Annotated in this window: 27 protein-coding genes; 6 read left to right on the forward strand and 21 right to left on the reverse strand. The window is 72.8% G+C overall.

Annotated elements, in window-relative coordinates:
* Window positions 1-3: 3 nt before the first annotated feature.
* Window positions 4-1,827 carry a M14 family metallopeptidase gene (locus QSK26_RS34300; RefSeq protein ID WP_285779481.1) on the reverse strand — a complete coding sequence of 608 codons (1,824 nt, stop codon included), beginning with the start codon at window positions 1,825-1,827 and terminating at the stop codon, window positions 4-6.
* Between the two features lie 408 nt (window positions 1,828-2,235).
* Here QSK26_RS34300 and QSK26_RS34305 point away from each other — a divergent pair, with 408 nt between their 5' ends.
* A complete protein-coding gene (locus tag QSK26_RS34305) occupies window positions 2,236-2,619 on the forward strand; it encodes a carboxymuconolactone decarboxylase family protein (protein WP_285779482.1) in 384 nt (127 codons plus the stop codon).
* Between the two features lie 60 nt (window positions 2,620-2,679).
* Window positions 2,680-3,438 (forward strand): SDR family NAD(P)-dependent oxidoreductase, encoded by a 759-nt coding sequence (locus tag QSK26_RS34310; RefSeq protein WP_285779483.1) that lies wholly within the window; start codon window positions 2,680-2,682, stop codon window positions 3,436-3,438.
* Between the two features lie 9 nt (window positions 3,439-3,447).
* Here the strand turns inward: QSK26_RS34310 and QSK26_RS34315 are convergent, their stop codons facing one another.
* Both QSK26_RS34315 and QSK26_RS34320 read right to left on the reverse strand, forming a co-directional pair.
* The gene (locus QSK26_RS34315; RefSeq protein WP_285779484.1) at window positions 3,448-4,695 is read right to left on the reverse strand and encodes a nucleotide sugar dehydrogenase; all 1,248 of its coding nucleotides are present in this window, start codon (window positions 4,693-4,695) and stop codon (window positions 3,448-3,450) included.
* A 189-nt stretch (window positions 4,696-4,884) separates the two neighbouring features.
* Window positions 4,885-6,105, reverse strand: coding sequence for an ABC transporter ATP-binding protein (locus QSK26_RS34320; RefSeq protein WP_285779485.1), 1,221 nt, complete (start codon window positions 6,103-6,105; stop codon window positions 4,885-4,887).
* Between the two features lie 178 nt (window positions 6,106-6,283).
* Here QSK26_RS34320 and QSK26_RS34325 point away from each other — a divergent pair, with 178 nt between their 5' ends.
* Entirely contained in the window at window positions 6,284-7,270 is a 987-nt protein-coding gene (locus tag QSK26_RS34325; protein WP_285779486.1) for a LacI family DNA-binding transcriptional regulator, read from the forward strand.
* A 394-nt stretch (window positions 7,271-7,664) separates the two neighbouring features.
* Window positions 7,665-8,348, forward strand: a complete 684-nt coding sequence (locus QSK26_RS34330; RefSeq protein WP_285779487.1) for an aggregation-promoting factor C-terminal-like domain-containing protein — start codon at window positions 7,665-7,667, stop codon at window positions 8,346-8,348.
* Here QSK26_RS34330 and QSK26_RS34335 read toward each other — a convergent pair.
* Genes QSK26_RS34335 through QSK26_RS34355 form a run of 5 tightly spaced genes read right to left on the reverse strand, consistent with a single transcriptional unit; the run spans window position 8,284 to window position 10,199 of the window.
* Entirely contained in the window at window positions 8,284-8,640 is a 357-nt protein-coding gene (locus tag QSK26_RS34335; protein WP_285779488.1) for a TetR/AcrR family transcriptional regulator, read from the reverse strand. The two genes, QSK26_RS34330 and QSK26_RS34335, sit on opposite strands and share 65 nt — an antisense overlap.
* Window positions 8,641-8,676: 36 nt before the next feature.
* Complete coding sequence (locus tag QSK26_RS34340) at window positions 8,677-9,006, reverse strand: DUF202 domain-containing protein (protein WP_285779489.1); 330 nt, start codon at window positions 9,004-9,006, stop codon at window positions 8,677-8,679.
* Window positions 9,007-9,014: 8 nt separating this feature from the next.
* Complete coding sequence (locus QSK26_RS34345; protein WP_285779490.1) at window positions 9,015-9,356, reverse strand: YidH family protein; 342 nt, start codon at window positions 9,354-9,356, stop codon at window positions 9,015-9,017.
* A gap of 50 nt (window positions 9,357-9,406) precedes the next feature.
* On the reverse strand, window positions 9,407-9,787 hold the full coding sequence (locus QSK26_RS34350) for a DUF8711 family protein (RefSeq protein ID WP_285779491.1): 381 nt from the start codon (window positions 9,785-9,787) through the stop codon (window positions 9,407-9,409).
* Window positions 9,788-9,809: 22 nt separating this feature from the next.
* The gene (locus tag QSK26_RS34355; RefSeq protein WP_285779492.1) at window positions 9,810-10,199 is read right to left on the reverse strand and encodes a DUF8711 family protein; all 390 of its coding nucleotides are present in this window, start codon (window positions 10,197-10,199) and stop codon (window positions 9,810-9,812) included.
* 171 nt (window positions 10,200-10,370) lie between these two features.
* On the opposite strand from QSK26_RS34355, the gene QSK26_RS34360 reads away from it, so the two are divergent.
* Window positions 10,371-10,625, forward strand: a complete 255-nt coding sequence (locus QSK26_RS34360; RefSeq protein WP_285779493.1) for a ubiquitin carboxyl-terminal hydrolase 14 — start codon at window positions 10,371-10,373, stop codon at window positions 10,623-10,625.
* A 16-nt stretch (window positions 10,626-10,641) separates the two neighbouring features.
* Here QSK26_RS34360 and QSK26_RS34365 read toward each other — a convergent pair whose 3' ends face one another.
* Entirely contained in the window at window positions 10,642-12,228 is a 1,587-nt protein-coding gene (locus tag QSK26_RS34365; RefSeq protein ID WP_285779494.1) for a Na+/H+ antiporter, read from the reverse strand.
* A 95-nt stretch (window positions 12,229-12,323) separates the two neighbouring features.
* Window positions 12,324-13,370 carry a hypothetical protein gene (locus QSK26_RS34370; protein ID WP_285779495.1) on the reverse strand — a complete coding sequence of 349 codons (1,047 nt, stop codon included), beginning with the start codon at window positions 13,368-13,370 and terminating at the stop codon, window positions 12,324-12,326.
* Window positions 13,371-13,659: 289 nt separating this feature from the next.
* Here QSK26_RS34370 and QSK26_RS34375 point away from each other — a divergent pair, with 289 nt between their 5' ends.
* Complete coding sequence (locus tag QSK26_RS34375) at window positions 13,660-15,759, forward strand: ATP-dependent DNA helicase (RefSeq protein WP_502888778.1); 2,100 nt, start codon at window positions 13,660-13,662, stop codon at window positions 15,757-15,759.
* Window positions 15,760-15,771: 12 nt separating this feature from the next.
* Here QSK26_RS34375 and QSK26_RS34380 read toward each other — a convergent pair whose 3' ends face one another.
* The 11 genes from QSK26_RS34380 to QSK26_RS34430 form a co-directional block, all read right to left on the reverse strand.
* Window positions 15,772-16,530 carry an SGNH/GDSL hydrolase family protein gene (locus tag QSK26_RS34380; RefSeq protein WP_285779497.1) on the reverse strand — a complete coding sequence of 253 codons (759 nt, stop codon included), beginning with the start codon at window positions 16,528-16,530 and terminating at the stop codon, window positions 15,772-15,774.
* 53 nt (window positions 16,531-16,583) lie between these two features.
* The gene (gene aroQ, locus QSK26_RS34385) at window positions 16,584-17,018 is read right to left on the reverse strand and encodes a type II 3-dehydroquinate dehydratase (protein WP_285779498.1); all 435 of its coding nucleotides are present in this window, start codon (window positions 17,016-17,018) and stop codon (window positions 16,584-16,586) included.
* On the reverse strand, window positions 17,015-18,091 hold the full coding sequence (gene aroB, locus QSK26_RS34390) for a 3-dehydroquinate synthase (protein ID WP_285779499.1): 1,077 nt from the start codon (window positions 18,089-18,091) through the stop codon (window positions 17,015-17,017). Before aroB ends, aroQ begins: the two co-directional genes overlap by 4 nt.
* Window positions 18,088-18,588 carry a shikimate kinase gene (locus QSK26_RS34395; protein ID WP_285779500.1) on the reverse strand — a complete coding sequence of 167 codons (501 nt, stop codon included), beginning with the start codon at window positions 18,586-18,588 and terminating at the stop codon, window positions 18,088-18,090. Before QSK26_RS34395 ends, aroB begins: the two co-directional genes overlap by 4 nt.
* Complete coding sequence (aroC, locus tag QSK26_RS34400; RefSeq protein WP_285779501.1) at window positions 18,585-19,784, reverse strand: chorismate synthase; 1,200 nt, start codon at window positions 19,782-19,784, stop codon at window positions 18,585-18,587. Before aroC ends, QSK26_RS34395 begins: the two co-directional genes overlap by 4 nt.
* A gap of 129 nt (window positions 19,785-19,913) precedes the next feature.
* Window positions 19,914-20,573 (reverse strand): hypothetical protein, encoded by a 660-nt coding sequence (locus QSK26_RS34405; protein ID WP_285779502.1) that lies wholly within the window; start codon window positions 20,571-20,573, stop codon window positions 19,914-19,916.
* Window positions 20,574-20,761: 188 nt separating this feature from the next.
* Complete coding sequence (locus QSK26_RS34410; protein WP_285779503.1) at window positions 20,762-21,424, reverse strand: prepilin peptidase; 663 nt, start codon at window positions 21,422-21,424, stop codon at window positions 20,762-20,764.
* A gap of 57 nt (window positions 21,425-21,481) precedes the next feature.
* The gene (locus QSK26_RS34415) at window positions 21,482-22,039 is read right to left on the reverse strand and encodes an SseB family protein (RefSeq protein ID WP_285779504.1); all 558 of its coding nucleotides are present in this window, start codon (window positions 22,037-22,039) and stop codon (window positions 21,482-21,484) included.
* A gap of 177 nt (window positions 22,040-22,216) precedes the next feature.
* Window positions 22,217-23,323 carry a barbiturase gene (bar, locus tag QSK26_RS34420; protein ID WP_285779505.1) on the reverse strand — a complete coding sequence of 369 codons (1,107 nt, stop codon included), beginning with the start codon at window positions 23,321-23,323 and terminating at the stop codon, window positions 22,217-22,219.
* 111 nt (window positions 23,324-23,434) lie between these two features.
* Complete coding sequence (locus tag QSK26_RS34425) at window positions 23,435-23,575, reverse strand: hypothetical protein (RefSeq protein ID WP_285779506.1); 141 nt, start codon at window positions 23,573-23,575, stop codon at window positions 23,435-23,437.
* A gap of 163 nt (window positions 23,576-23,738) precedes the next feature.
* Window positions 23,739-24,296, reverse strand: coding sequence for a TetR/AcrR family transcriptional regulator (locus QSK26_RS34430; protein WP_285779507.1), 558 nt, complete (start codon window positions 24,294-24,296; stop codon window positions 23,739-23,741).
* Window positions 24,297-24,338: the final 42 nt, after the last annotated feature.

Genomic DNA, 24,338 nt, shown 5'->3' on the forward strand with positions numbered 1-24,338 from the left:
GGCTCAGGGAGTGCGGGTGATCCGGACGTCGTCGACGCCGGCCTCGACGAGGCTGGCGGCGGACGAGTCGTTGGCCTCGAACACCAGCCGGACCGTCTGACCGGCGAAGGAGGAGATGTTCGCGGTGGCCGTGCTCCACGCCGCGTCACGGTCGGACGCCGCGCCGAGCTGCTGGAACACCGTCGAGCCGGTGGCGCCGACCACCCGCGCCCGCAGGAAGTCGGCGCTGGAGGAGTTGGAACCGTGGCCCAGATACCAGGAGAACGCCAGCGACAGCGTGCCCGAGGCCGGCAGCGTGATCGGCGGTGACTGGACGGAGGTCAGGCCGCCGTCCAGGTCGTAGTCGCCCGCCGCGGCCCCGGCCAGCCGCCCGGTGACCAGGTCGTTGACGCCGCTGACCGTGGTGCCGAGCTGCTTGGCGCCGCTGGAGCTCGTCGCCGCGGGGTCGCCGCGCTCCCACTGGCCGACGGTCGCGGTGTCGGTGCCTGCCGGGTTCACGGTCCAGCCGGTCGCGCTCTCGAAGGTGTCGGAGTAGACCGTCACCGGCGGGGTGGCGCCGCAGTACTGCACGTCCTTGCCGATGATCCGGTAGACGCAGTCGGCGTACTCCAGGAAGCGCAGCACGGCCTCCCGGTTGCGGCTGGTCTGCGGGCCGATCTGCTCGTCGGGCGGGTAGAAACCGGGCGAGCCCACCGGGTACATCTCGAACGTGTAGCTGAAGATCTTGTGGACGCCCCACAGCCAGTCGTCGATGCTGCCGTCGGTGATGTAGAGATCGCTGGCCTGCTGGGCGGTGTAGCCGTTCGTGGACGCCATGTTCTGGCCCAGGGCCGCGTGCGCGTCGCGGTCGTCCTGGGTGAGGCCGGGTCCGGTGTCGTTGGTGGTGTAGCCGTAGGGCCACAGGATCAGCTCGCCGTAGGTGTGCCAGTCGATGTGCGCCTTGATCTGCTGGACGCCGCCGACCACCCGGGAGCGGACGAAGTCCGCCACGGCCCGCACCTCGGTCGCGGACTCGGCGGCCGTGCCGCGGTAGGTCTCGCTGGACGTCGAGCCGGAGGAGCCGCCGCAGCAGCCCCAGTTGTAGTTCCAGTTGCGGTTCATGTCGGTGCCGACGGAGGTGGATCCCGGGTTCGGCTGCCGGTTCTTCCGCCAGGAACGGTAGGAGCCGGTGGCGATGTCGTACTCGCCGCCGTCCGGGTTGAGGTCCGGCATGATCCAGATCTCCCGGGAGTTCACCAGGCCCGAGATGCGGCTGTCGGAGCCGTAGCCGTCGGTGAGCAGGTTGAGCAGGTAGATCGCCATCTCGACGGTCAGATGCTCCCTGGCGTGCTGGTGGTGGGTGAACAGCACCTCGGGCTCGTTCTCGTCGGTGCCCACGTTGTCGCTGATCTTGATCGCCATGAGGTCGCGGCCCTCGTACGAGGTGCCGTAGCTGATCTTGCGGGCGATGGCCGGATGGTCGGCCACGACCTGGTTCACCACGGCGGTCAGCTCGGCGTAGTTGTGGAAGCCCGAGTCGGCCGGCGGGAAGTCCTGCGGCTGGGGCAGGGCCGGCGTGGACGGCTTCAGCAGCGGGGTGACCCGGTGGCCGAGCTTCTCGATCTCCGCCACCTCGCCCTCGGTCGCGGTCACCACGACGGAGTTCCCCGCCACCTCGTCGATCGCCGCGCCGGTCCGCGCCACCGCGCTACGCTGCTCGGCCGTGCTCGGCCCCTGGACCCGGTACTGCCTGTTGGGCGGCGGCTCGGCCGAGGCGCCCGCGCCCGTCACGCCGGACAGGCATAACAGGGCGAGCACCGTCAGCCCGGTGATCAGTCGGCGTATCACTGACTCCTCCGTTTCAGGCGCGCTCGGGGGGTGTCGTCACACGCGCCTGAACCGAGAGTCAACCTCCCGAGCAGACCTGCAAAGACCCAATCCCCCTCACTCTTGCCGCCTGCCGTTGTGAAGGCGTTTCCTGATGCCGGAGGGGCCGGAGTGGCACCTGAGCTGCGGGCACAGGGCCGGTACGGTGGGGGCCGGAGATCCCCGGTGTAACGCGCGACGGGGCTGGGCGCGAAGTCCTGGTACATGTCTGGACAACCAGTGCGAGAAATCCGCTATCAGTGCGCGAAGTGGCGAAAATGGGGAGGGCACGTTCCGCACGATCAGCAGCGCCGCACGCGTGCGTTCGGCACCGTGAGGCGTTTCCGCCCCCGTCCGACCGCGGGGGTCCGCACGCTTCAGGAGATTTCGATGAACCAAGGCGGAGACGGCACGACCCCGGATCGGCACGCCCGCGGATTGGAGATCATGAAGTCGGTTCACGGCTGGGACGAGATCGGCGACGATCCCGGCGACTTCTTCGCGATGACCGTCGAGCACCTGTTCGCGGACGTGTGGGGGCGAGACGTGCTCTCCGTCCGCGAACGCCGATTCCTCCTGCTCGGGCTGCTGGTCGGCCAGGGCCTGGACGACGCCGTCAGCCTGCAACTGGACGCCGCGCTGCGCACCGGCGAGCTGACCCCGCAGGAGCTGCGCGAGATCGTCATCTTCCTCACCCATTACGCCGGCTGGGCCCGCGGGGCCCGGCTGAACACCCAGGTGGAGGAGCTGATCGGACGCGCGCTGGGCGACTGACCGGCGACGCGGCGGACCCGCCGGGCGCGCGCGGCGCGCGCGTCCCGTTACCCTGCATGCATGCCCACCGCACTGATCACGGGTCCGACCGCCGGCATCGGCGCCGCCTTCGCCCGCCGCCTGGCCGGCGACGGCTTCTCCCTCGTCCTCGCGGCCCGCGACGAGGAGCGGCTCGCCCAGACCGCCGCCCGGCTCAGACTCCGGTACGGCGTGGCCGTGGAGACGCTCCCCGCCGACCTGTCCACCGACGAGGGGATCGCCGCGGTGGAGAAGCGCGCGGCCGAGGGCGTCGATCTGGTGGTGAACAACGCCGGCTTCGGCCACGGCGACCACTTCACCAAGGTGCCCGCCGCCGACGAGGTGCGGATGCTCAGGGTGCACTGCGAGGCCGTGCTGCGGGTGACCCTGGCCGCGGTGCCCGGCATGCGCACCCGCGGTCGCGGCGCGGTGGTCAACGTGTCGTCGATCTCCGCCTTCTTCACCAGGGGCACCTACAGCGCGAGCAAGGCGTGGTCGGTGAACTTCAGCGAGTCGGTGGCGCAGGAGCTCGCCGGGACGGGTGTCCGGGTGATGGCCCTGTGCCCGGGTTTCGTGCGCACGGAGTTCCACCAGCGGGCCGGGATGGACACGACGGCCATCCCGGGCTTCCTGTGGCTCGACGCCGACCGGGTGGTCCGCGACGCCATGCGGGACCTCGCCCTGGGCAAGCCGGTCAGCGTGCCCTCGCTGCGCTACAAGGCGATCGTCGCCGCGGGCCGGCTCATCCCGCGCGCGGTGACCGGCCCGATCTTCACCAGGACCGCCCGCCGCTTCCGCTGAGGGCGCCGGTCAGAGGCGTTCGACGTTCGGGCCCGAGCACCGGTCGCGGGCGTCGAAGACGTACCTGCCCGCCTGCCCGGCCATCTCGTAGTCGAAGCAGTCGTGGTCGGTCAGCACGGCCACCGCGTCCGCCTCGGCGAGTTCCTCGGGCGTCAGCCGTACCAGCTCGATGTGCCCGGGGACCCGGTCCGGGTCCGCGTACGGGTCGGCCGCGCGCACGTGCGCGCCGAGGCCGTGCAGGGAGTCGGCCACCGCGAGCGCGCCGGAGTCGCGCAGGTCGCCGCTGTTCGCGGCCCGGGACAGGCCGAGGAGCAGCACCCTGCTCCCGCGCAGCGGCAGCCGGCGGTGGTTCAGGCCGCGGGTGATCCGCCCGACGACGTGCTCGGGCATGTACGTGTTGATCGCGTCGGCCAGTTCGATGAGACGTGAACCGCGTCCCACCGTGTTCTTGACCGGCCAGGTGATCTCGGCGCCGCCCGGGTGCCCGCCGGTACCGGGGCCGGGCCGGAACCCGATCCGGCCGAACGGCCCGGCGCAGGCCGCCTCGATCGCCTCCCACACGTCGACGCCCTGCTCGGCGGCCAGGACCGCCAGCTCGTTGACCAGCGCCATGTTGACGTGCCGGAAGGTGTCCTCCAGCAGCCCGGCCAGCTCGGCCACCCGGATGCCGGAGACGGGCACGACCCGTTCGGTGAGGGAGACGTAGAACCGGCCGATCCGGTCCAGCGACGCCTCGTCCAGACCGGCGACGATCCTGGGCGTCGCGTCCTGCGGCCAGCGCCCGTCGCCCCAGCCGCTGCGCTCGGGGCTGTAGCCGAGGTGGAAGTCCTCCCCCGCGCGCAGCCCCGGCTCCTCCAGCAGGCCGCGCAGCACGTCGTCGGTGGTGCCGGGGTGGACGGTGGATTCGAGGATCACGGTGGCGCCCTGCCCGAGCAGCGGGGCGATCGCGCGGGCCGCCTCCGAGACGCCGCTCAGGTCCCGCGCGCCGGAGCGCAGCGGGGTGGGCACCGCTATGACGCACACGTCGAACCCGTCCGCCACGGCGACGTCGGTCGTCGCCCGGTACCGGTCGCCCTCAAGGGCGGCGGCGAGCCGCGCGTCCGGGACTCCCTCCACGAACGATCCGCCGTCGAGCAGGCGTTTGACGTGCTGCTCGTCGGCGTCCACGCCCACGACCTCGTAGCCCGCCTCGACGGCGCGCATCGCCAGGGGCAACCCGACATGGCCCTGGCCGATCACGACAATCTTCTCTGCCACGCTCGAAGACTGTATTGACCGCGAACGCGGACAGCCCCGGTAGTCGCTGATCGACTTGCCCAACTTGCCGCAAAAAAAGTGCAGGCGATCCCCCCGGGCGATCCCCCGGGCGATCCCTCGCGGGCGATCCCCGCATGCGAGAGGCCCTCGCCGTGCGGGGCACGGCGAGGGCCTCTCGAAGGCCGGAGGTCAGCGGCCGACGTTGGCCGGGTGGCCGATGGCGAGACCCGAGGAGGGGTCGAAGAAGTGCAGGTTGTGGGTGTCCACGACGAGCTCGACGTTCTGACCGGAGCGGACGTGGCTGCGGGCGTTGACCCGGGCGGTCCACAGCGACTTGTCGCCGGACAGCGGCAGGGCCGCCTCGTCCTCGTCGTTGTCCTGGGCGGCCACGGTGTCCTTGTGCTCGACCGGCGGGGCGTCGATCAGGAAGAGCACGTTGATCTCGGAGCCGAGCTCCTCGGTCACCTCCGCGCGGACGGGGAGGCGGGTCCAGCCGGCGCCGTTGCCGTCGGCCGCGGCTCGGGAGTCCTCGAAGTCCGAGGGGCGGATGCCGAGGATGACCTTCTTGCCGATGTAGCCGTCGAGGCCGGGCTTGGCGGCGAAGGTCGAGTCCGGCACGGGCAGCTGGTGACCGGCGAAGGCGATCTGCGCGCCGCCGTCGGCGCGGACCAGCTCGGCTGTCACGAAGTTCATCGACGGGGAGCCCATGAAGCCGGCCACGAACAGGTTGACCGGGCTGTCGAAGAGGTGCTGCGGCGTGTCGACCTGCTGGAGCAGGCCGTCGCGGAGCACGCAGACGCGGTTGCCCAGCGTCATGGCCTCGACCTGGTCGTGCGTGACGTAGACGGTGGTGACGCCCAGGCGCTCGTGCATCTGGTTCAGCGAGGCGCGCATCGAGACACGCAGCTTGGCGTCCAGGTTGGACAGCGGCTCGTCCATCAGGAACGCCTGCGGCTCACGGACGATCGCGCGGCCCATCGCGACACGCTGGCGCTGACCACCGGACAGCGCGGCCGGCTTGCGCTTGAGGTACTGCTCGAGGCCGAGCATCTTGGCCGCCTCGTTGACCCGCTTCTGGATGTCCGGCTTGGGCATCTTGCGGAGCTTGAGGCCGAAGGCGAGGTTCTCCTCGACCGTCATGTGCGGGTAGAGCGCGTAGTTCTGGAACACCATGGCGATGTCCCGGTCCTTCGGCGGCAGGTGGTTGACGACCTTATCGCCGATGGTGATCTCACCGCCGCTGATGTCCTCCAGGCCGGCGACCATCCGCAGCGCGGTCGACTTGCCGCAACCGGACGGGCCGACCAGCACCATGAACTCCCCATCCTTGATCTCAAGGTTGAGGCCGTCCACGGCCTTGACGCCACCGGCGTAGATCTTGTCTACGTCTCTCAGAATGATCGATGCCATGACAGTCCTTCGCGCCCCGCGGGTCACCGCCCGCTTCTTCATGGATCACTACAGATGTGGATACGTTTTCATGAATTTCAGCGGATAGCGGCATCGGTGTCAAGACCCTGTAGGTCACCAGCGTCTACGACTTCGAGGCCGCTGGAACTCCGATGGAAAACATGATGGAATCGTTTCCATGAGGACGCGTACAACGATCAAGGACGTGGCCGAGGCGGCCGGCGTCGGGGTGGCGACCGTGTCGCGCGTGCTGTCGGGCGGCTCGGCCAGCCCGCAGACCAGGGAACGCGTGCTCGCCGCCGCCGCCCAGCTCGACTACCGGCCCAGCGCCCTCGGCCGGAACCTGCGCCGGCGCAGTACCGGCGGCATCGGGCTGCTGATCCCCGACGTCACCGACTCCTTCTACGGGCGGGTGGCCGACGGCGTGCTCGCCTGCGCCAGGGCGGCCGGCGAGCCGGTGATCGTGGGAGCCACCGGCGACGACCCCGAGGACGAGTCCGAGCTGATCGGCATGCTCCTGGAGCAGGGGGTCGAGCGGGTGGTGGCCGTGCCCTCGGGCGAGGCCGAGCCATGGCGTCCGGCGACCCGGGCGGGGCTCACGGTGGTGTTCGCCGGCCGCCGGGTCGCCGGGGTGGACGACGTGCCCGCCGTCCTCGCCGACGAACGTTCCGGGGTGCGCACCGCCGTCGAGTACCTCATCGGGCTCGGCCACCGGCGGGTCGCCTATCTCGGCGGGCACGGCCACGGCCAGCGGACCGCCGCCTTCCGTGACACGCTGACCGCCCTCGGGGTGACCGTCGACGAGGAGCTGATCGCCTTCGGCCGGGCGACCAGGGACTCCGCCTACGCCGCCGCCTCCGGTCTCTTCCAGCACCGGCCCGACCTGACCGCCCTGGTGGCAGCCGGCAACCTGCTGGGCGAGGCCGCGGTGCTCGCGGCCCGCGAGCTGGACCTACGGGTGCCCAAGGACATCTCGCTGATCATGTTCGACGACGTGCCCTGGGCCGAGCTGTGCGCTCCCCCGCTCACGGTGATCGCCCCGCCCGCGCGGGACATCGGCTACCGTGCCGCCGAGCTGGTGCTGCGCGGCGCGAGCCCGCGCGGGCGCGCCGTCCGGCTGCCCACCGAGCTCATCGTCCGGGGCAGCTGCGGCCCGCGCCGCTGAGGCCGCCCCGTACGGCCCCGCGCGGTCAACCCCGCGGCAACCCGATCCCATGATCGCGTCACCCCGGGCGGGGTCCGGGCATCGGTTCCCCCCACGGTCACGTGAAGATCCCGACGGGCGGGCAAACTTCCCCCCAATGCGTGTCGCAGGTGAGCGCCGAAGCGCGGGCCGCGTATTTCAATCCGCGTAGAGGACTCCGTCGCGGCGCCTGCCGGAACACCCGCCAGGGTGTCAAAGGACCGGCCAGGCCATGCGGGCCCTCCACGCCCGAGCCACGGGCGTGGGGCGGTAGCGCGCGCGGGCACTCACGGGTGCCGGCACGCCACTCGCACGCGACCTGATGAACAGGATCGATGTGTATACCTGCCGTGCCCTGCGCACCACCATGACGTCGATGATCACTGCCACCGTGTTGACGAGCGGCCCCGCTGCGGCCGCGGAGGTGGCCGGGGACTCCGAGTGGAGAGAGCCGAGTGCGCACGCCGGCACCCCACCGCCCGCTTACTACGACCCCCTCACGGCCGCCGGCTTCGGCGCGCCGTCCCCCGTCCAGGAGATCGCCCCGCAGACGGGGGACGTCTTCCACCACGACGCGGCGCCGTACGCCCAGGACGGCCTGAGCGCCGCGCCGTACGCGCGGGACGCCGGACGCGCCGAGTCGGCGCCGGTCCCCGCCCAGGCCGCCGCACCGGTCTCCGCGCCGGCCGCCCCGCCGGTCGTCCGGGAGAAGACCTGGAGCACCAGCGCGAAGCGGAACGTCGTCGCCTTCCGCCCGGCCAACCGGAACAAGGCCATCGCCTACCGCCTCATGGTCCGGCGGTCGTGGACGATGCGCGAGTTCCGCTGCCTGGACAGCCTGTGGACCAGGGAGAGCAACTGGAACCACAAGGCGGTCAACCGCTCCTCGGGCGCCTACGGCATCCCGCAGGCGCTGCCCGCGACGAAGATGGCCGGAGCCGGCGGAGACTGGCGGTGGAATCCCACCACCCAGATCCGCTGGGGCCTGACGTACATCAAGAGCCGGTACGGCACGCCGTGCGGGGCCTGGGGGCACTTCCAGGCGCACAACTGGTACTGATCGCGACGGAGTGCCCTGGGGAAGGGCGCACTCCACCGGCGCCCGGGGCTCTCAGCTCCGGGCGCCGCCCGCGTCCGGCCGCCTCGGCCACCCCGTCGAGGAGCGCCGCCTTGCTGGGCACATGGTTGTAGAGCGACATGACGCCGACCCTGAGCTCGCCGGCGATCCTGCGCATCGACACCGCGTCCGCGCCCTCCCGCTCGATGAGTCCGACGGCGGCGTTGACGATGCGGCTACGGGACAGGGGCTCCGGGACAGGGGCTCCGCTGTCATGGCACCATTCTCCATACACCCGCGCCGGTGGAAGGCCGTGGCCGCCTCCCTCGCGCTAGAGGGTGAGCACGAAGACGACGGCCCCGGCCGCCACGGCGAGCGCGCCGAGCCAGGCGAGCGTCACGTCGGCGCCGGGGTCCAGCGGCCTGCCCCCGTGCAGCGCGCCCTGCACCCGGGCGAACCGCACCCCGGTGCGCGCGAGCAGGATGCCGCCGAGCAGGGCGGCCAGCGCGAACGCCGCCGCGGACACCGGGGACACGCCCGCGCGCAGCGCCGAACCGGCGGCGACGATCCCGCCGCCGGCCAGCGCGGTGGCGGTGCGCACCCAGGCCAGCCGGGTGCGCTCGCTCTGCAGGCCGTCGTCCCACGGCTCGCGGGTGTTCACCTCGGGCCTCATCTCGCGGTCAGCACGAGGACCAGGGCGAGCAGCGCCACCACGGCGATGCCGTACCCGAGGAGCGGGGCCAGCGCGGGCGGCGGCAGCGGGGCGTCGCGGCGCAGCGCCCGCTGGATGTGCCGCCAGCGCGGGTAGGCCATCGCGGCGGCCACGGTGGCCAGGCTGACCAGGACGACCGCCATCAGCGTGCGCAGCCAGGGCACGAACGTCTCGCCCGCCACGGCGGCCATCGCCACGCCCGCCGCGCTCAGCGCGAGCGAGGTGCTCAGCCAGGTGAGGAAGGTCCGCTCGTTGGCGAGGGTGAACCTGGGGTCGGGCTCCTTGCCCTCGGAATTCATACTTTGAGGCTATTTCGACCACTATTCCCCTAGATAAGGCGGGATAGGGGTCACTGGGCGGCGCAGGACGCCGTGATCACCTGGAGGTACTTCGCGGTGCCGGCCGACGCCCGCCGAATCGTCTCGGCGCCGCCGGCGGGGTCGAGGGAGCGGTAGAGGTCGGCCAGGCCGTCCAGCGCGTCGCCCAGCGTCGGGTCGCCGGCACCGGCCCCGGCCTGGTCCAGCTCGTCGGCGGCGGTGCGGAGCGCCTTCTTCAGCTCCGCCGGGTTGTCCCGGACGTCCGGCATCCGGTCGGCGAGCCGGCCGGTCGCCGTGATCGCGTCCTGACACGCCTGGACCCGCACCACCGCGCCGCTGAGATCCCCGACCGCGCCGCATCCGCCGAGGAACAGCACGGCGCAGGCGGCGAGGACGATCGACCGGAACGGCATGACGACAACGATATGACCTGGATCAGGTGCAGGCCGCCGTGATGTCGGAAACGTATCTCGCGGTGTCGGTCGCCGCCTTCTGGGCCGCGTCGACCGCGCTGTTGACGTCGGTGATGTCGAGGTTCTGATAGGAGTTGGCGAGGCCCTCCAGCGCCTCCTGAAGGGTGGTGTCCCCGGCCTTGGCCGCGGCCCCTTCGAGCTTGGTCGCCGCCTCGTCGAGCGCCTGGTTGAGCTGCTCCGGATTGTCACGGAGGCTGGTCAGCTGGCCGACGATCTGGGTCGTCACCTGGGTGGCCTCCAGGCACGCCTGCGCTTTGTCGACGGTGCCGCTGATCTCCTGCAGCTCGCCGCACCCGGTGAGGGTGAGGGCGGCGGCGGACGTGGTGAGAAGGACACGCGGGAGCAGTCGCATGCCTAGACCCTACCCAAGCCCTCCTCTCCCCGCGTGAGATCGAACTTGACGGAACAAACCACCTCTGAGTCAGGAGCGGCCCTTTCGCTCCGGCACCGGCTGACAGGAGGGGGCCAGGGTTGCGTTAGTAGGATCTGGGGAGGTTTCGACCGAGAGGTGATGGTGATGGGGATGTGCGAGCACATCGCGAAGGCCGCCGATCCGGCGCCGCGAACACCGGAGGGCTGCGAGGAGTGCCTCATCAGCGGCGGCCGCTGGGTGCACCTGCGCCGGTGCCTGGAATGCGGGCACATCGGCTGCTGCGACTCCTCACCCCACCGGCACGCGACCGCCCACTTCCACGCCACGAGCCATCCCGTGATCCGCTCCTTCGAGCCCGGCGAGGACTGGAAGTGGTGTTTCGTGGACCAGACCCTGGTCCCCTGATCCCGCCGCGGAGCGCTCAGGGGCGTTCCAGGATGGCCTCTTCGAAGTCGAGCTCCTGCATCACGCGGCGGAGCACCTCGTCGTCGATGCGCCGCTCGTTGCGCAGCCGTACGAAGACCTGGCGTTCGGCGTCCAGCATCTCGCGGCGCAGCCGGCGGTAGACGGCGCTCGGGGTCTCCTCGCCCTCGGGTCCGGTGCCGCCGCCGAGGCGTTCCCAGGCGTTGAGGGTGCGGCGCTCGGACTTGGAGCGGAGCTGGGCGACGATGTCGGCGTGCAGTTCGGCCACGCCGTCGGCGACGAGCTCTTCGAGGCGGGCCAGCCCCGCGCTCGCCGCCGCCTGCTGCGCGCCCGCCTCCGCGAGGTTGTCCGCGTAGATCTCCCGCTCGCTGGACACCTTCAGCCGCCTGAGCAGCATGGGGAAGGACAGCCCCTGCACCAGCAGGGTGCCGATCACCACCGAGAAGGTGAGGAAGAGCAGCAGGTTGCGGCCGGGCAGGTCGTCCGGGATGGCGAAGGCGGCGGCCAGCGACACCACGCCGCGCATGCCGGCCCAGGAGATGACGGCGACCTGCCTCCCGGGGGGCCGGGGCTCGCGTTCGCGGATCCTGCGGGACAGCCGGGGCAGGTAGGTGGCGGGGATCACCCACACGATCCGGGCCAGCACGGCCGTGACGAAGACCGCCGCCGCGTAGCCGGCCAGCGCCCACGGCTCCTCGGTACGCAGCCCGGCGACGACGATCGCGTGCAACTGGAGGCCGATCAGGGCGAAGACGATCGCCTCCAGGAGGAAGGACAGCACCCGCCAGACGGCGTCGGACAGCAACCTGGTGCCGAACCCGGTCCGGTACATGCGGTGACCGATGTACAGCCCGACGATCACCACCGAGATCACCCCGGAGGCGTGCACGAGCTCGGCGAGCATGTAGCTGCCGAAGGGGATCAGCAGCATGATCGTGTTCTCGACCAGCGCGTCCCTGATCCGCTCCAGGATCCAGCCGAGCGCCCACGCCAGCGCGAGGCCGATCACCACGCCGCCGGCGGCGGAGTAGAGGAACTCCAGGGCGCCGCCGAACATGCTGACGCCCTGGCCGGTCGCGGCGGCGATCGCCACCCGGTAGGCGGTGAGCGCGGTGGCGTCGTTGAACAGGCTCTCCCCGACCAGGATCGTGATCACCCGCCGGGGCAGCCCCAGCCTGCGGGCCACCGCCACGGCCGCCACCGCGTCCGGCGGCGCGACGATCGCGCCCAGCGCGAAGGCGGCGGCCAGCGGCAGCCCCGGCACGATCAGGTGGGCCACCAGGCCGACCACCAGGGTGCTGAAGAGCACCAGCCCGACCGACAGCAGCCCCACCGCCCGGCGCACCTCGCGCAGCCGCATGTAGGAGCTGTCCAGCGCCGCCGCGTAGAGCAGCGGCGGCAGGAAGACCAGCAGCACGATCTCCGGGTCCAGCTCGTACTCGGGCACGCCCGGCACGAACGACAGCAGCAGCCCCACCGCGACCAGCACCAGCGGGACCGGCCAGCCCAGCCGCCTGGCCACCGCCGCGAGCGCGACCGCCCCGGCGGGCAGCGCGAGCAACTCGATCCCCATCAATGCGTTCAAGCCGCCCCCTCAACCGATGTCCGCGCGCCCTCAGCGTACGACCGGCCCGCCCGGACGGGCGACGGGGTCCCCCACCCGTGGATCACGGGTACGGGTCACCAGTCGCGGCGGTCGTCCCTGTCGTCGCGTCCCTGCTCGGGGCGCAGCCGCTCGCCGGTGGCGTAGGGGATGATGTCGTCGCTGTAGGGGCGGTTCTGGTAGTACTCGTCGCCGGCCGCGCCCGGGCCGAGGCCGAGCGGGTCGGCGCGGTCCACCTGCGGGTGCCCCGCGTCGTAGGCCGGGGTGCCGTACGGGTCGGGGTGCGGGACCTGCCTGCCGTAGCCGGCGTCCTGCTCCAGGGATCCGTAGTTGTAGTCGGCGTAGTCGGTGCCCTGCTGCGCGGGCACGGTGTACTGCGAGCCGTGCTCGTCCACCTCGCGGGCGGAGAAGCCGTAGGGGTCGGTGTCGGAGCCGCCGCCCTGCCTGCCGCGCGAGCCGGCCGGGGGCGCGGCGTACGGGTCGGCGTAGGGGTCGGGCGCCGGGTAGTCCAGGTCGGGGCGGGACGACCTGCCGTACTGGTCGTCGAGGAGGTTCTCGCGCGGGATCGGGTCGGCCGCGCGCTGGCCGGCGACGAGCTTGTCGGCGACCGGGCCGCCGCGCACCACGAGGACGTCGTTGGGGCCGAGCCCGCCGGCCGCGCGCTGCGCCTCCGGCGCGGGGTCGTCGGCGTAGTGGCCCTGGTAGTCGGCCTGGTAGCCGTCGTGGCCGCGGGCCGGGTCATACCCCTGGTAGTCGCCCTGGTAGTCGTCGCGGGCGGCCATGGGGTCGGGGTAGTAGTCGTCGCGGGCGCCGGTGTCGGCGTACTGGCCGGCGGGGTAGTCGTCGTGCCCCTGGGCGGCCTCCTGGTAGTGGCCGGCGGCGGGGTAGTCCTGCTGGGGCGGCCTCGCGTAGTGCCCGGTCGCGGGGAAGTCGCCCGCGGTCTCGGCCGTCTCCTCCGGGTAGTCGGCGGGCTGGGCCTGCGGTGCGTGCTGGCCCGACTGGACGAGCTCGTCGCCTCCCGCCTCCGCGTAGCCGTCGTCGAGGGTGTCGAGCAGGCGCCCGACGTCCTCCAGGGGCATGCGGAAGCTGGCGGTGCACATCTCGCCGCGCCAGAGGCTCAACACGAGTGTCCCCTCGTGCCACGTGACCCGGAGAACGCGGTCCTGACCACGGGCATCGAAGAACACTTCACCGAACGACGGCAACGGGACAACTTCCGACATGGCAGACATAGTGCTTTAACCAGCCTTTATTCGTCCACTCGACCTCGGAGAACCCTACCGAACCAGCCCTTTCGTCCCTTTCTCTGGCCCCAAGAGGCACAGCAGGTAGATCTCCTTCGACCTTCCTTGAGACCCCCGGGCTCCCGCTAGTCTGCCACGCGACATCCCTCTCGGCTCCTGGAATACCGGGATGCGTCCGGCCCTTCGTCGCGGCGCGAGCGGCACACGCCGCCCCCCGGAGCGGGTAGCGTTGACTGCCGTGCCAGACGCGACGCCCGACACCAGCCAGAAGACCGCCGCGCCGGACCTGCCGCCGGTGGAGGAGTTGCTCGCCGCGGCGGTGCACGCGCTCGGCGGGAGCGAGCGCCAGGGCCAGGTGGCGATGGCGAAGGCCGTGCAGGACGCGATCGACGCCCGCGAGCACGTCGCCGTGCAGGCCGGCACCGGCACCGGCAAGTCGCTGGCCTACCTCGTCCCGTCCATCAGGCACGCGATGGCGTCCGAGGCGGCCGTGGTGGTCTCCACCGCGACCATCGCCCTGCAGCGCCAGCTCGTCGACCGCGACCTGCCCAGGCTGGCCGAGGCCCTCGCCGCCGAGCTGCCGCACGAGCCGACGTTCGCGATCCTCAAGGGCCGCCGCAACTACCTGTGCCGGTACAAGCTGAGCGCCGCCTGGCCCGAGGAGGACGAGGCGGAGCAGCTCTTCGACGCCCGCGAGGTGAGCGCCACCGGGCGCATGGTCAAGCGGATCCAGGAGTGGGCCGAGGACACCGAGCTGGGCGACCGGGACGAGCTGGTGCCCGGCGTCAACGAGCAGGCGTGGCGGCAGTTCTCGGTCAGCGCCAAGGAGTGCCTCGGCGCGCAGAAGTGCCCGAGCGGCGCCGAGTGCTTCGCCGAGCTGGCCCGCGACCGGGCCGGGCAGGCCGACATCGTCGTCACCAACCACTCACTGCTGGCCATCGACGCGATGGAGGACTTCGACCTGCTGCCCGAGCACGACGTCGTCGTGGTGGACGAGGCGCACGAGCTGGTCGACCGGGTCACCTCGGTGGTGACCGGCGAGCTGTCGGAGTCCACCGTGGGCTTCGCCGTCCGCCGGGTGGGGCGGCTCATCGAGCAGGCCGTCGCCGACCGGCTGCTGGAGGCGGGCGAAGACCTCAAGGCGCTCCTCGCCGCCGCGCCCGCCGGCCGGATCGACGACCTGCCCGAGGTGCTCGGCATGACCCTGGCCCTGGTCAGGGACGCGGCGTTCGCCTGCATCACCGCGCTCGGCCCGCGTGGCGAGCGGCGCGGGGCCGGCGAGGACCCGGAGCAGGCGGGCATCCGCAAGGCCGCGTTCACCGCGCTGGACGAGGTGCACGACACCGCCCAGCGGATGCTCGACGCCTTCGGGCACGACTCCGAGGTGGACCGCGCCGACGTGGTCTGGCTGGACGAGGGCACCGGGCGGATGCCGCCCAGGCTGAACATCGCGCCGCTCAGCGTCGCGGGGATGCTCCGCGACAAGCTCTTCGGCTCGCGCACCGTGGTCCTCACCTCGGCCACCCTCGCGCTCGGCGGCGCCTTCGACGGCCTGGCCCGGCAGTGGGGCCTCGCGGCGCCCGGCGACGGCAAGAAGGCCACGTGGCAGGGGCTGGACGTCGGCTCCCCCTTCGACCACCCGCGCAGCGGCATCCTCTACGTCGCCAAGCACCTGCCCTCCCCCGGCCGCGACGGCCTGAGCCCCGCCTATCTGGACGAGATCGCCGAGCTGATCGAGGCGGCGGGCGGGCGCACGCTCGGCCTGTTCTCCTCCATGCGGGCCGCCAAGGCGGCCACCGAGGCGCTGCGCGAGCGGCTGAGCGTGCCGCTGCTGTGCCAGGGCGACGACTCGACGATGCAACTCGTCAAGCAGTTCGCCCAGGACGAGCCCACCTGCCTGTTCGGCACCCTGTCGCTGTGGCAGGGCGTCGACGTGCCCGGCCCGTCGCTGCGCCTGGTGATCATCGACAGGATCCCGTTCCCGCGCCCCGACGACCCGCTGGCCTCGGCCCGCCAGCGGCACGTGGCGGCCAAGGGCGGCAACGGCTTCATGGCCGTCGCCGCCACCCACGCCGCGCTGCTGCTGGCCCAGGGGGCGGGCCGGCTGCTGCGCTCGCAGTCGGACAAGGGCGTGGTGGCGGTGCTCGACCCGCGCCTGGCCACCGCCCGCTACAGCTCGTTCCTGCGCGCCTCGCTGCCGCCGTTCTGGGAGACCAGCAATCCGGACATGGTCCGCGGCGCCCTCAAGCGCCTCGCCTCGGAGAGCTGACCGGCGCCAGGCTCAGACGTACGGCGTCAGGCCCGGCCGTTTGGGGGCGACCTCGTCGCCGGACGACGTGCCCTGGATGCGGCGGCCGATCCACGGCAGCAGGTGGCGGCGCAGCCACTCCGCGTCCTCCTTGCGCCTGACCCGGGGGTCCACCGGGCCGCGGTCCGGCCACGCCTCCCGCCAGGAGTCCTCGCACGGCACGTCCAGCACGTCCAGCACCCGGGCCGCGACCAGCCGGTGGCCCGACTCGTTCATGTGGATCCGGTCCTCGCTCCAGGCCCGCCAGTCGCGCAGGCTCTGCATGGACCACTGGTCGACGAGGCGGCAGCCGTACAGGTCGGCGATGGACCGCAGGTGCATGTAGAAGATCGCGAACCGGCCGCGGTAGCGGCGCAGCAGCGGCGTGTCACGCAGGTCCATGCCGGTGAAGACGAGGACGTCGGCGCCGGTGGCGCGCAGGTCGCGCACGGCGCGGGCGAAGGTCTTGGCCAGCAGGTCGGGGTCGGCGCCGGGGCGCAGCAGGTCGTTGCCGCCGGCGCAGAAGCTGATCAGGTCGGGCCTCATCCCGACCGCCAGGGGGACCTGCTCCTCGACGACCTCGGCCAGCAGCCGCCCCCGGACCGCCAGGTTGGCGTAACGGAAGTCCGGCTGCCGTACGGCGAGCCGCTCGGCCACCCGGTCCGCCCAGCCGCGGAACCGGCCGTCCGGACCCGGATCGTTGAGCCCTTCGGTGAAGCTGTCCCCGATGGCCGCGAAGGAGCGGTAGCTCATCACACCTCGATCTCACATCGTCGCACCGCCGCGCCGCACCCGCGCGGCGGCCCTCACTCGCCCTCTGCCGCGATCGCTTGTAAGGCGAGCACGTAGGAGCGCAGGCCGAAGCCGGCGATCGTGCCGGTGGCGACGGCGGCCACCACCGACGTGTGCCGGAACTCCTCGCGGGCGGCGGGGTTGGAGATGTGCACCTCGATGAGCGTCGCGGTGCGCTGGGCGATGGCGTCGCGCACGGCGTAGGAGTAATGCGTGAACGCCGCCGGGTTGAGCACGACGGGGATCTTGGCGTCGGCGGCCTCGTGCAGCCAGCCGACCAGCTCCGCCTCGTCGTCGGTCTGCCGCACGTCGACGGACAGGCCCAGCTCCCTGCCGGTCTCCCGGCACAGGGCCGCGAGGTCGGCGAAGGTCTCCGCGCCGTACACGTCGGGCTCGCGGGTGCCGAGCCTGCTCAGGTTGGGCCCGTTGAGCACGTGGACCGGCCTCATCGGGCCACCTCCTCGTAGGCGGCCGCCAGCAGTTCCTCCGCCGGGTCCTCCAGCCGGCCCACCCGGGCCAGGCCGTCCAGCACGACGAACCTGCGGGTGGCGCCGCGGTTCTTCTTGTCCAGGCGCATGTGGTCGCGCAGCTCCGGCCACGCCTCGCGCGGGTAGGCCGTGGGCAGGCCGACCGAGGTGAGGATGTCGCGGGTGCGCCGGACCAGGTCCGGGCCGATCCGGCCGGAGAGCCTGGACAGCTCGGCGGCGAAGACCATGCCGATCGCGACGGCCTCGCCGTGCCGGATCCGGTAATCCTCGACCCGCTCGATCGCGTGGGCCAGCGTGTGGCCGTAGTTGAGGATCTCGCGCAGCCCCGACTCGCGCAGGTCGGCGCCCACGACGTCGGCCTTCACCCGGACCTTGCGCTCGATCAGCTCCCTGGTGTGGCCGCCCTCGGGCATCCGGGCGGCGGCCGGGTCGTCCTCGACGAGCCGCAGGATCTCCGGATCGGCGATGAAACCGCCCTTGATCACCTCGGCGAGGCCGGCGACGTAGTCGTCCCTGGGCACGGTGGCCAGGGTGTCCAGGTCGCACAGCACGCCGGCGGGCGGGTGGAAGGATCCCACGAGGTTCTTGCCCTCGGCGGTGTTGATGCCGGTCTTGCCGCCGACCGCCGCGTCGACCATGCCGAGCAGCGTGGTCGGCACCTGCACGACCTTGATGCCGCGCAGCCAGGTCGCCGCGGCGAAGCCGGCCAGGTCGGTGGTGGCGCCGCCGCCCACGCCGACCACGGCGTCGGAGCGGGTGACGCCGTGCCGGCCGAACGCCGCCCACAGCCCGGCCGCCACGGCCGCGGTCTTGGCCCGCTCGCCGTCGGGCACCGGCAGCGCGGCTACCTGGAACCCGGCCCCTTCGACGGCCTCGCGGACCGACCTGGCGATCTCCGGCAGGGTCTCCGGGTGCACCAGGGCGACGGTGCGCACGCCGTCGCCGAGCAGGCCGCCGAGCTCACCGAGCACGCCGCCGCCGACGACCACGTCGTAGGGCCGGTCGCCGGCGACCGTGATCCTGGTGGCGGTCACGGCGCGAGCTCCTTGACGAGCTCGTCGACGATCTCCTCCGGCTCCCGGCCGTCGGTCGGCACCTTGCTCGTGGCGAGGCGCTCGTAGATCGGGCGGCGGGCCTCCAGCAGCATCTTGAGGCGGCTGCGCGGGTTGAGCACCAGCAGCGGGCGCGCCGAGGCGAGACCCACCCGCTGGACCGCCTGCGCGAGGCCGACCTCCAGGTAGACGACGGTGTGCCCGGCGAGCAGCCGCTGCGTCTCCTCGGCGAGGATCGCGCCACCGCCCAGTGACAGGACGCCGTCGTGCTCCTCCAGCGCGCCGCGCACGGCTTCGGCCTCCAGCGCGCGGAACCGCTCCTCGCCGTCCTCGACGAAGATGTCCCCGACCGGCTTGCCGGCCACGGCCTCCACGTCGTCGTCGGTGTCGCGGAACGCGACGCCCAGCCGCTCGGCGAGCAGTCGGCCGACGGTCGACTTGCCGGCTCCGGGCGGGCCGATGAGCACGGCGCGGGTCACTCGGTCACCGCCTGGGAGGGCGGCTTGAGCATCGAGGAGAGGTAGCCGGACAGGTTGCGCGCGACCTCCTCGACCGAGTCTCCGCCGAACTTCTCCACCACCGCGTCGGCGAGCACCAGGGCGACCATCGCCTCGGCGACGACCGCGGCCGCGGGCACCGAGCACACGTCGGACCGCTGGTTGATCGCCTTGGCCGGCTCGCCGGTGATCACGTCGACCGTGCGCAGCGCCCGGGGGACCGTGGAGATCGGCTTCATCGCGGCGCGCACCCGCAGCGGCTCGCCGTTGGTCATGCCGCCCTCGATGCCGCCCGCGCGGTTGGTGACCCGCCGGACGCCGTCGGCCTCGCCCACGATCTCGTCGTGCGCCCGGGAGCCCCTGCGCCTGGCGGTCTCGAAGCCGTCGCCCACCGCGACGCCCTTGATCGCCTGGATGCCCATCAGCGCGCCGGCGAGCCGCGAGTCGAGGCGCCGGTCCCAGTGCACGTAGCTGCCCAGGCCCGGCGGCAGCCCGTAGGCGACCACCTCGACCACGCCGCCGAGGGTGTCGCCCTCCTTGCGGGCCGTCTCGATCTCGGCGACCATCGCGGCGCTCGCCTCCGGGTCGTGACAGCGCACCGGGTCCTCGTCCACGGCGGCGAGGTCGCCGGGGCCGGGCAGCACGCCGTCGGGCGCGGCGGCCGTGCCGATCTCGACGACGTGGCTGACGATCTCGACTCCGAGCGCCTGCCGGAGGAAGGCGACGGCGACCCGGCCGAGGGCCACCCTGGCGGCCGTCTCCCGGGCGCTGGCGCGGTCGAGGACCGGGCGGGCGTCGTCGAAGCCGTACTTCTGCATGCCGGACAGGTCGGCGTGGCCGGGACGCGGGCGGGAGAGCGGCGCGTTGCGCGCCTGGCCCTCCAGGATCTCCGGGTCGACCGGGTCGGCCGCCATCACGGTCTCCCACTTGGGCCACTCGCTGTTGCCGACCCGGATCGCGACCGGGCTGCCGAGCGTGCGCCCGTGGCGGACCCCGCCCACGATGTTCACCACGTCCTGCTCGAACTTCATCCGCGCGCCGCGGCCGTAACCGAGGCGGCGGCGCCGCAACGCCTCCTGGATGTCGGCGGTGGTCACCTCCACCCCGGCGGGCAGCCCTTCAAGGATCGCGACAAGCTCGGGGCCGTGTGACTCCCCTGCGGTCAACCAGCGCAACATGGGGTCAAGTCTTCCATACCCTGTGATCCGTGCCCGCCACGCCTGACGGAACCCCAGGTGGGCGGGCATTCGCAGCCCGCCCACCGGCACGGTCCGGCTCGCGCGGTCCCGGCCGCCCGCTTCGCCCCGCTAGTCCTCCGCCGCCAGCCGGCCTCCGGGTGCCGTGCCGTAGGGGAAGGTGTGGTTCGCCGGGCCCGCGCTGAGAGCGTTGCGCAGGTACCAGGTCAGGCTGCCGGAGTTCCGGAGGGTGTAGCCGGGGCCGTCCCCTCCGGCGCCGTCCCAGTCGCCGGCCACGGGGCAGTGCACGTCGGCGGGCCCGAAGTCGAAGGTGCGGTCGGCCTCCCCTCCGGCGAGCTGGTCGCGCAGATGCCAGGTCAGCCCGGAGGCGTTCGTGCGGGAGATGCCGACGGTGTCGCGGCCGTCGCCGTCCCAGTCGCCCACGGCCGGGAAGTCCCCGCTGCGGCCGTAGGCGAAGGTGTGGTCGGCGTCCCCGCCGCTGTTGTCGTCGCGGAGGTGCCACGTGAAGCCCGAGCCGTCGTCGAACGCGAAGCCGGGAGTGTCGTCGCCGTCACCGTCCCAGTCTCCGCTGAGGATGTACGTGCGCCGCTCGCCGGAGGCGTTCCACCTGCATCCGGCCCAGTTCAGCACGCCCACCTCGCCGTCCGCCGCCGGACCGGGAGTGGGTTCCGCCGCGGCCGTACGGGCGCCGGCCGCGGGCGCGCCCATGCTCGCCACGGTCAGGCTGCTCAGCACGAGTACCGCGCCGGTGAACACGCGTCTGCTTTTCATGTGCCGCTACCCGCTGCAGAAGAGATGTCCCTCACATGATCGTTCGCGGGGGAATGCGGACACAAAGTCCGGTTCGGTGCGGGGAAACACTCGGAAGGTATGGTTTGCCCGGCCCTTCGAGCCGACCGCGCTGCACATGCCGTCGCGCCGAAATCCACCCTGTCCGGCATCCGGTGGGAGACGGGGGTCTACCAGGGACCGCCTGTGAATATCGCGGCCAGGGTGCCGAGGATCATGAAGGGGCCGAAGGGGAGGTCCGACTTGCGGCTCCCCCGGCGGGTGACGATCATGGCGAGGCCGTACAGGCCGGCGGCCAGGTGGGCGGCGAAGACGCCCGCGACCACGCTGGCCCAGCCGAGCCAGCCGAGCGCCGTGCCCAGCGCGGCCCCGAGCTTCACGTCCCCGAGGCCCATCCCGGCCGGGTTCACCAGGAAGAGCACCAGGTAGAACGCGCTCACCGCGAGCCCGCCGAGCAGCGCCCCGGCCAGTTCGTCATGTCTTCGCTCGGCGACCGCGGTCACGGCCAGCAGCCCCAGCGTCCCCGCGTACGCCGCCGCGGTGAGCCGGTCGGGCAGCCGGAACACCGCCACGTCCACCAGCGCCAGCGGCACGGCGCACACCGCCAGCCAGCCGAACGCCGCCCACACCCCCGCAGACGGCACGGCCACCGCCAGCCCGGCCAGCAGCAGCCCGGTGACCACCTCGACGGAGAACCGCGCCGGCCGGTACGCGGGCGGCGCCCCCGGCGTGGTGTCGGGGACGACCCCGAGGAACAGGTGCGCCCGTTGCCACCCTCCGGCGGCCAGGGCGGCACCGGCCACCGCCAGCGTCCACATCAGCGGCGTCAGCACACCCCGACCCTACGCCGCGCGGGTCGTCCGCACCGGCGAACGCCGGGGCCGCCCGGATCAGCGGCGGCGGGACCAGGGGAAGCGGCGGCGCGGGGTTGCGGGGGGCGCGGGGTCGGGGGTGAGGGTGAGGCCCGCCCGGGCGAGGCGCTGTGGCAGGTGGGCCGGGGGGCCGTGCAGGGCGGCCAGAGCCTGGAGGGGGGTGCCCTCGATGACGAAGGGGGACGGTCCCGCCACGTCGATGACGACGGCGGCGGCGTTCTCCATCACGGCCGCGTGGCAGACCTGGGGGACGGTGGCCTGGATCGGGCGGGCGTCGGGGCGCCAGCGGGTCAGCGGCTCGGTGCCGGTGAAGGCGAGCACGGCCTCCCTGCCGTCCGCGCCGACCAGTTTCGGCAGGGCCATCTCGCTCTCCTTCTCCTGCCTGAGCCCGTGCGCGCCCACCTCCGACTCGGTCAGCAGGGCCACCACCGGGACCAGCACGCGGGCCGCGCCGAGCGCGGAGAGCACCTGGGCGGCGTCGGCCGTGCCGGCGGCGAAGGCCGCGAGCGCGGCCGCCACCGCGGCGTCGGCGCTGCCGTCGTCGTCGGGAACCAGTGGTCGCGGAATGCTCGGCACGTTGCGTGAGCCTACTAGCGCCGCCGCCCCCGCCATCCACACCACCACCCGCACCCACCACCACGCCACGCGGGCCGTGCGCGCCGCCGTGCCGCGCGGCCGTGCACGCTCCCGCGCGGACGGCTGTGGACGGCGCGCCGGCGCGGGCGGGTGGGGGTGGGCTCGGTGGGGAGGGGCTCAGCCCAGGTCGGCGATGGCGGCGACGGTGCCGCCGCCGGAGGGGCCCTGGTGGACGGCGGCCACCGAGACGAAGACGGCGGGGTCTCCGGTGACGGACGCGGCGACCCCGCCGACGGCGGCCTTGATCTGGCGGTGCCAGTGGACGTCGGAGTCGTCGAGCATGATGTTGCGGCGCCCGCGGACCTTGCCCGACGGGTCGGCCTCGCACTTGATGAAGACGTTCACCAGGCGGTCGCCGAGGTCGTCGGGGTGCGGGCGGTCGGGCAGGTCGATGCCGCTGGAGCGGATCGCGTCCCACACGCCGTCGGCGTCGAGCGCGTCCCTCATGACGCCGTGCCCGGCGCGGTAGCGCCCGCCGATGCCGCGGACGTTGCCGACCACGACGATCTGGGCGCGGTCCAGCTCGACGCCGCTGGAGCAGGAGGCGACCGAGGAGTAGAGCGACAGGTCGCGGTGGATCTGGTCGGCGGTGGGCATCTCGATCTCGCCGAGGGCGACGGCGATGCCGAGCGCGGTGGTGGAGTTGGAGATGTCCATGGACGGGCCGGTGTCCTCGGTCACCACGTCGTGCCCGCGCGACTTGGCGTCGGTGATGGTGGCCAGGGTCAGCAGCGGGGTCTTGGTCTGCACGTAGTGCACGTCGGCGGGGTCGTCGATGCCGGCGATCTTCATGGCCTCGCGTACCCCGGCGGCGACCTTCTCCACCATCGCGGGCCGCCCGATGTCCTCGGGCAGGATCACGTCGCTCATCGCCACCCCGACCGACACCCGCGGCTCCTCACCGCGCGGCGCCGTGGCGGGGTCGACGGTGGCGAAGACGGTGGCGTGCGGGCTCAGCACGCCGTCGGTGCCGCCCGACCACACCAGCGGCACCTGGGCCACCTCCTCGGGCGTCCGCGTCCCCTTGGCGATCAGCACCTCACGGAAGGCACGGTCGGCCAGGATGCGGGTGTAGTCGTTCACGCCGCCGTTGCCCTCGGTCTTGCCGATCACGGCGAGCACCCGGTCGGCCTCGATCACCCCGTCGTCGATGAGCTGGACCAGCCCGGAGGCGTCGGTCACGCTCTCGATGGCGATCTTGCGCACCTCGATCGGATCCGGCATGTCAATCACCTTTCAGCAGGTTCCAGCAGGTTCCAGCAGGACAATTCTTACTCCGCATCACGGTCCACCCGGCTGCGGAGATCGCCGCTCCGAGCTCCTTCGGGGAGCCGATCACCGCCCGCGCCCCGCCGTACTCGACGAAGCGCGGCGCCGCCCGCACCGCCCGGCGCCGGCCGCCGGGGAGGCGGACGCTCTGCCGTCGGGGGCGGCCATCGCGTTGCCGCCGGGCGCGATCAGGACGGGTTCCCCCACAGCGCGAAGCTAACCAGCGGCGGCCCGCCGTTCATGGGCAACTCTCGCCGAGAGAAGGCATATTCTTCGGCAAATAGCCGGAACCGCACCCGCACCGGGACACGCTCCGGCGGCGCGTGACGGCGCGTGACGGCGCGCGGGCGGCCCAGGCCAGGCAGGTGGGTCAGGACAGGCAGGCGGTGAAGACGGCGGTCAGGCGTTCGACGACGATCTCGCGGTCGGCGGGGTGCATGACGTCCGGGCCGACGAGGTCGCGCAGGGTGCCGGTGCCGAGGATCAGGGCGGTCGCGATGCCGGCGCGCACCTGCGCGTCCGGGCCGGACAGGCGGGACTCCAGCGGGCCGAGGATCGCCGACATGATCCGGTCGCGGATCAGGCCGTGGATCTCCGGGCTGGCCGAGGACCGGCTCAGCGTCGCCACGACGGGACTGCCCGAGTCGGAGCTCAGCCGGTCGGCGACGTACTCGGCGAGGGCGCGGGGCAGCCCGGCCTCCTCGACGTCGATCACCCCGGGGAAACGCCCCTGCTGGGCCAGCACCTCGGCGAACAGTTCCCGCTTCGCCCCGAAATAGCGATTGATGAGGGCGATGTTGGCATCCGCCTCGGCCGCGATGAGCCGCATGGTCACCTGCTCGTAACCGAGCTCCGCGAACAGCCGCCTCGCCGCCTCCAGGATCCGCCTCCGGGTGCTCTCCCGGTCGCGCGGCCGTACCTCACCCACCCGCCCATCCTCGCAGATGGACCGGCCGGCCCCGGTCCGCCG

It is taken from the genome of Microtetraspora sp. NBRC 13810 (genome assembly GCF_030268685.1).
In the GTDB taxonomy this organism is placed as follows: Bacteria; Actinomycetota; Actinomycetes; order Streptosporangiales; family Streptosporangiaceae; genus BSRQ01.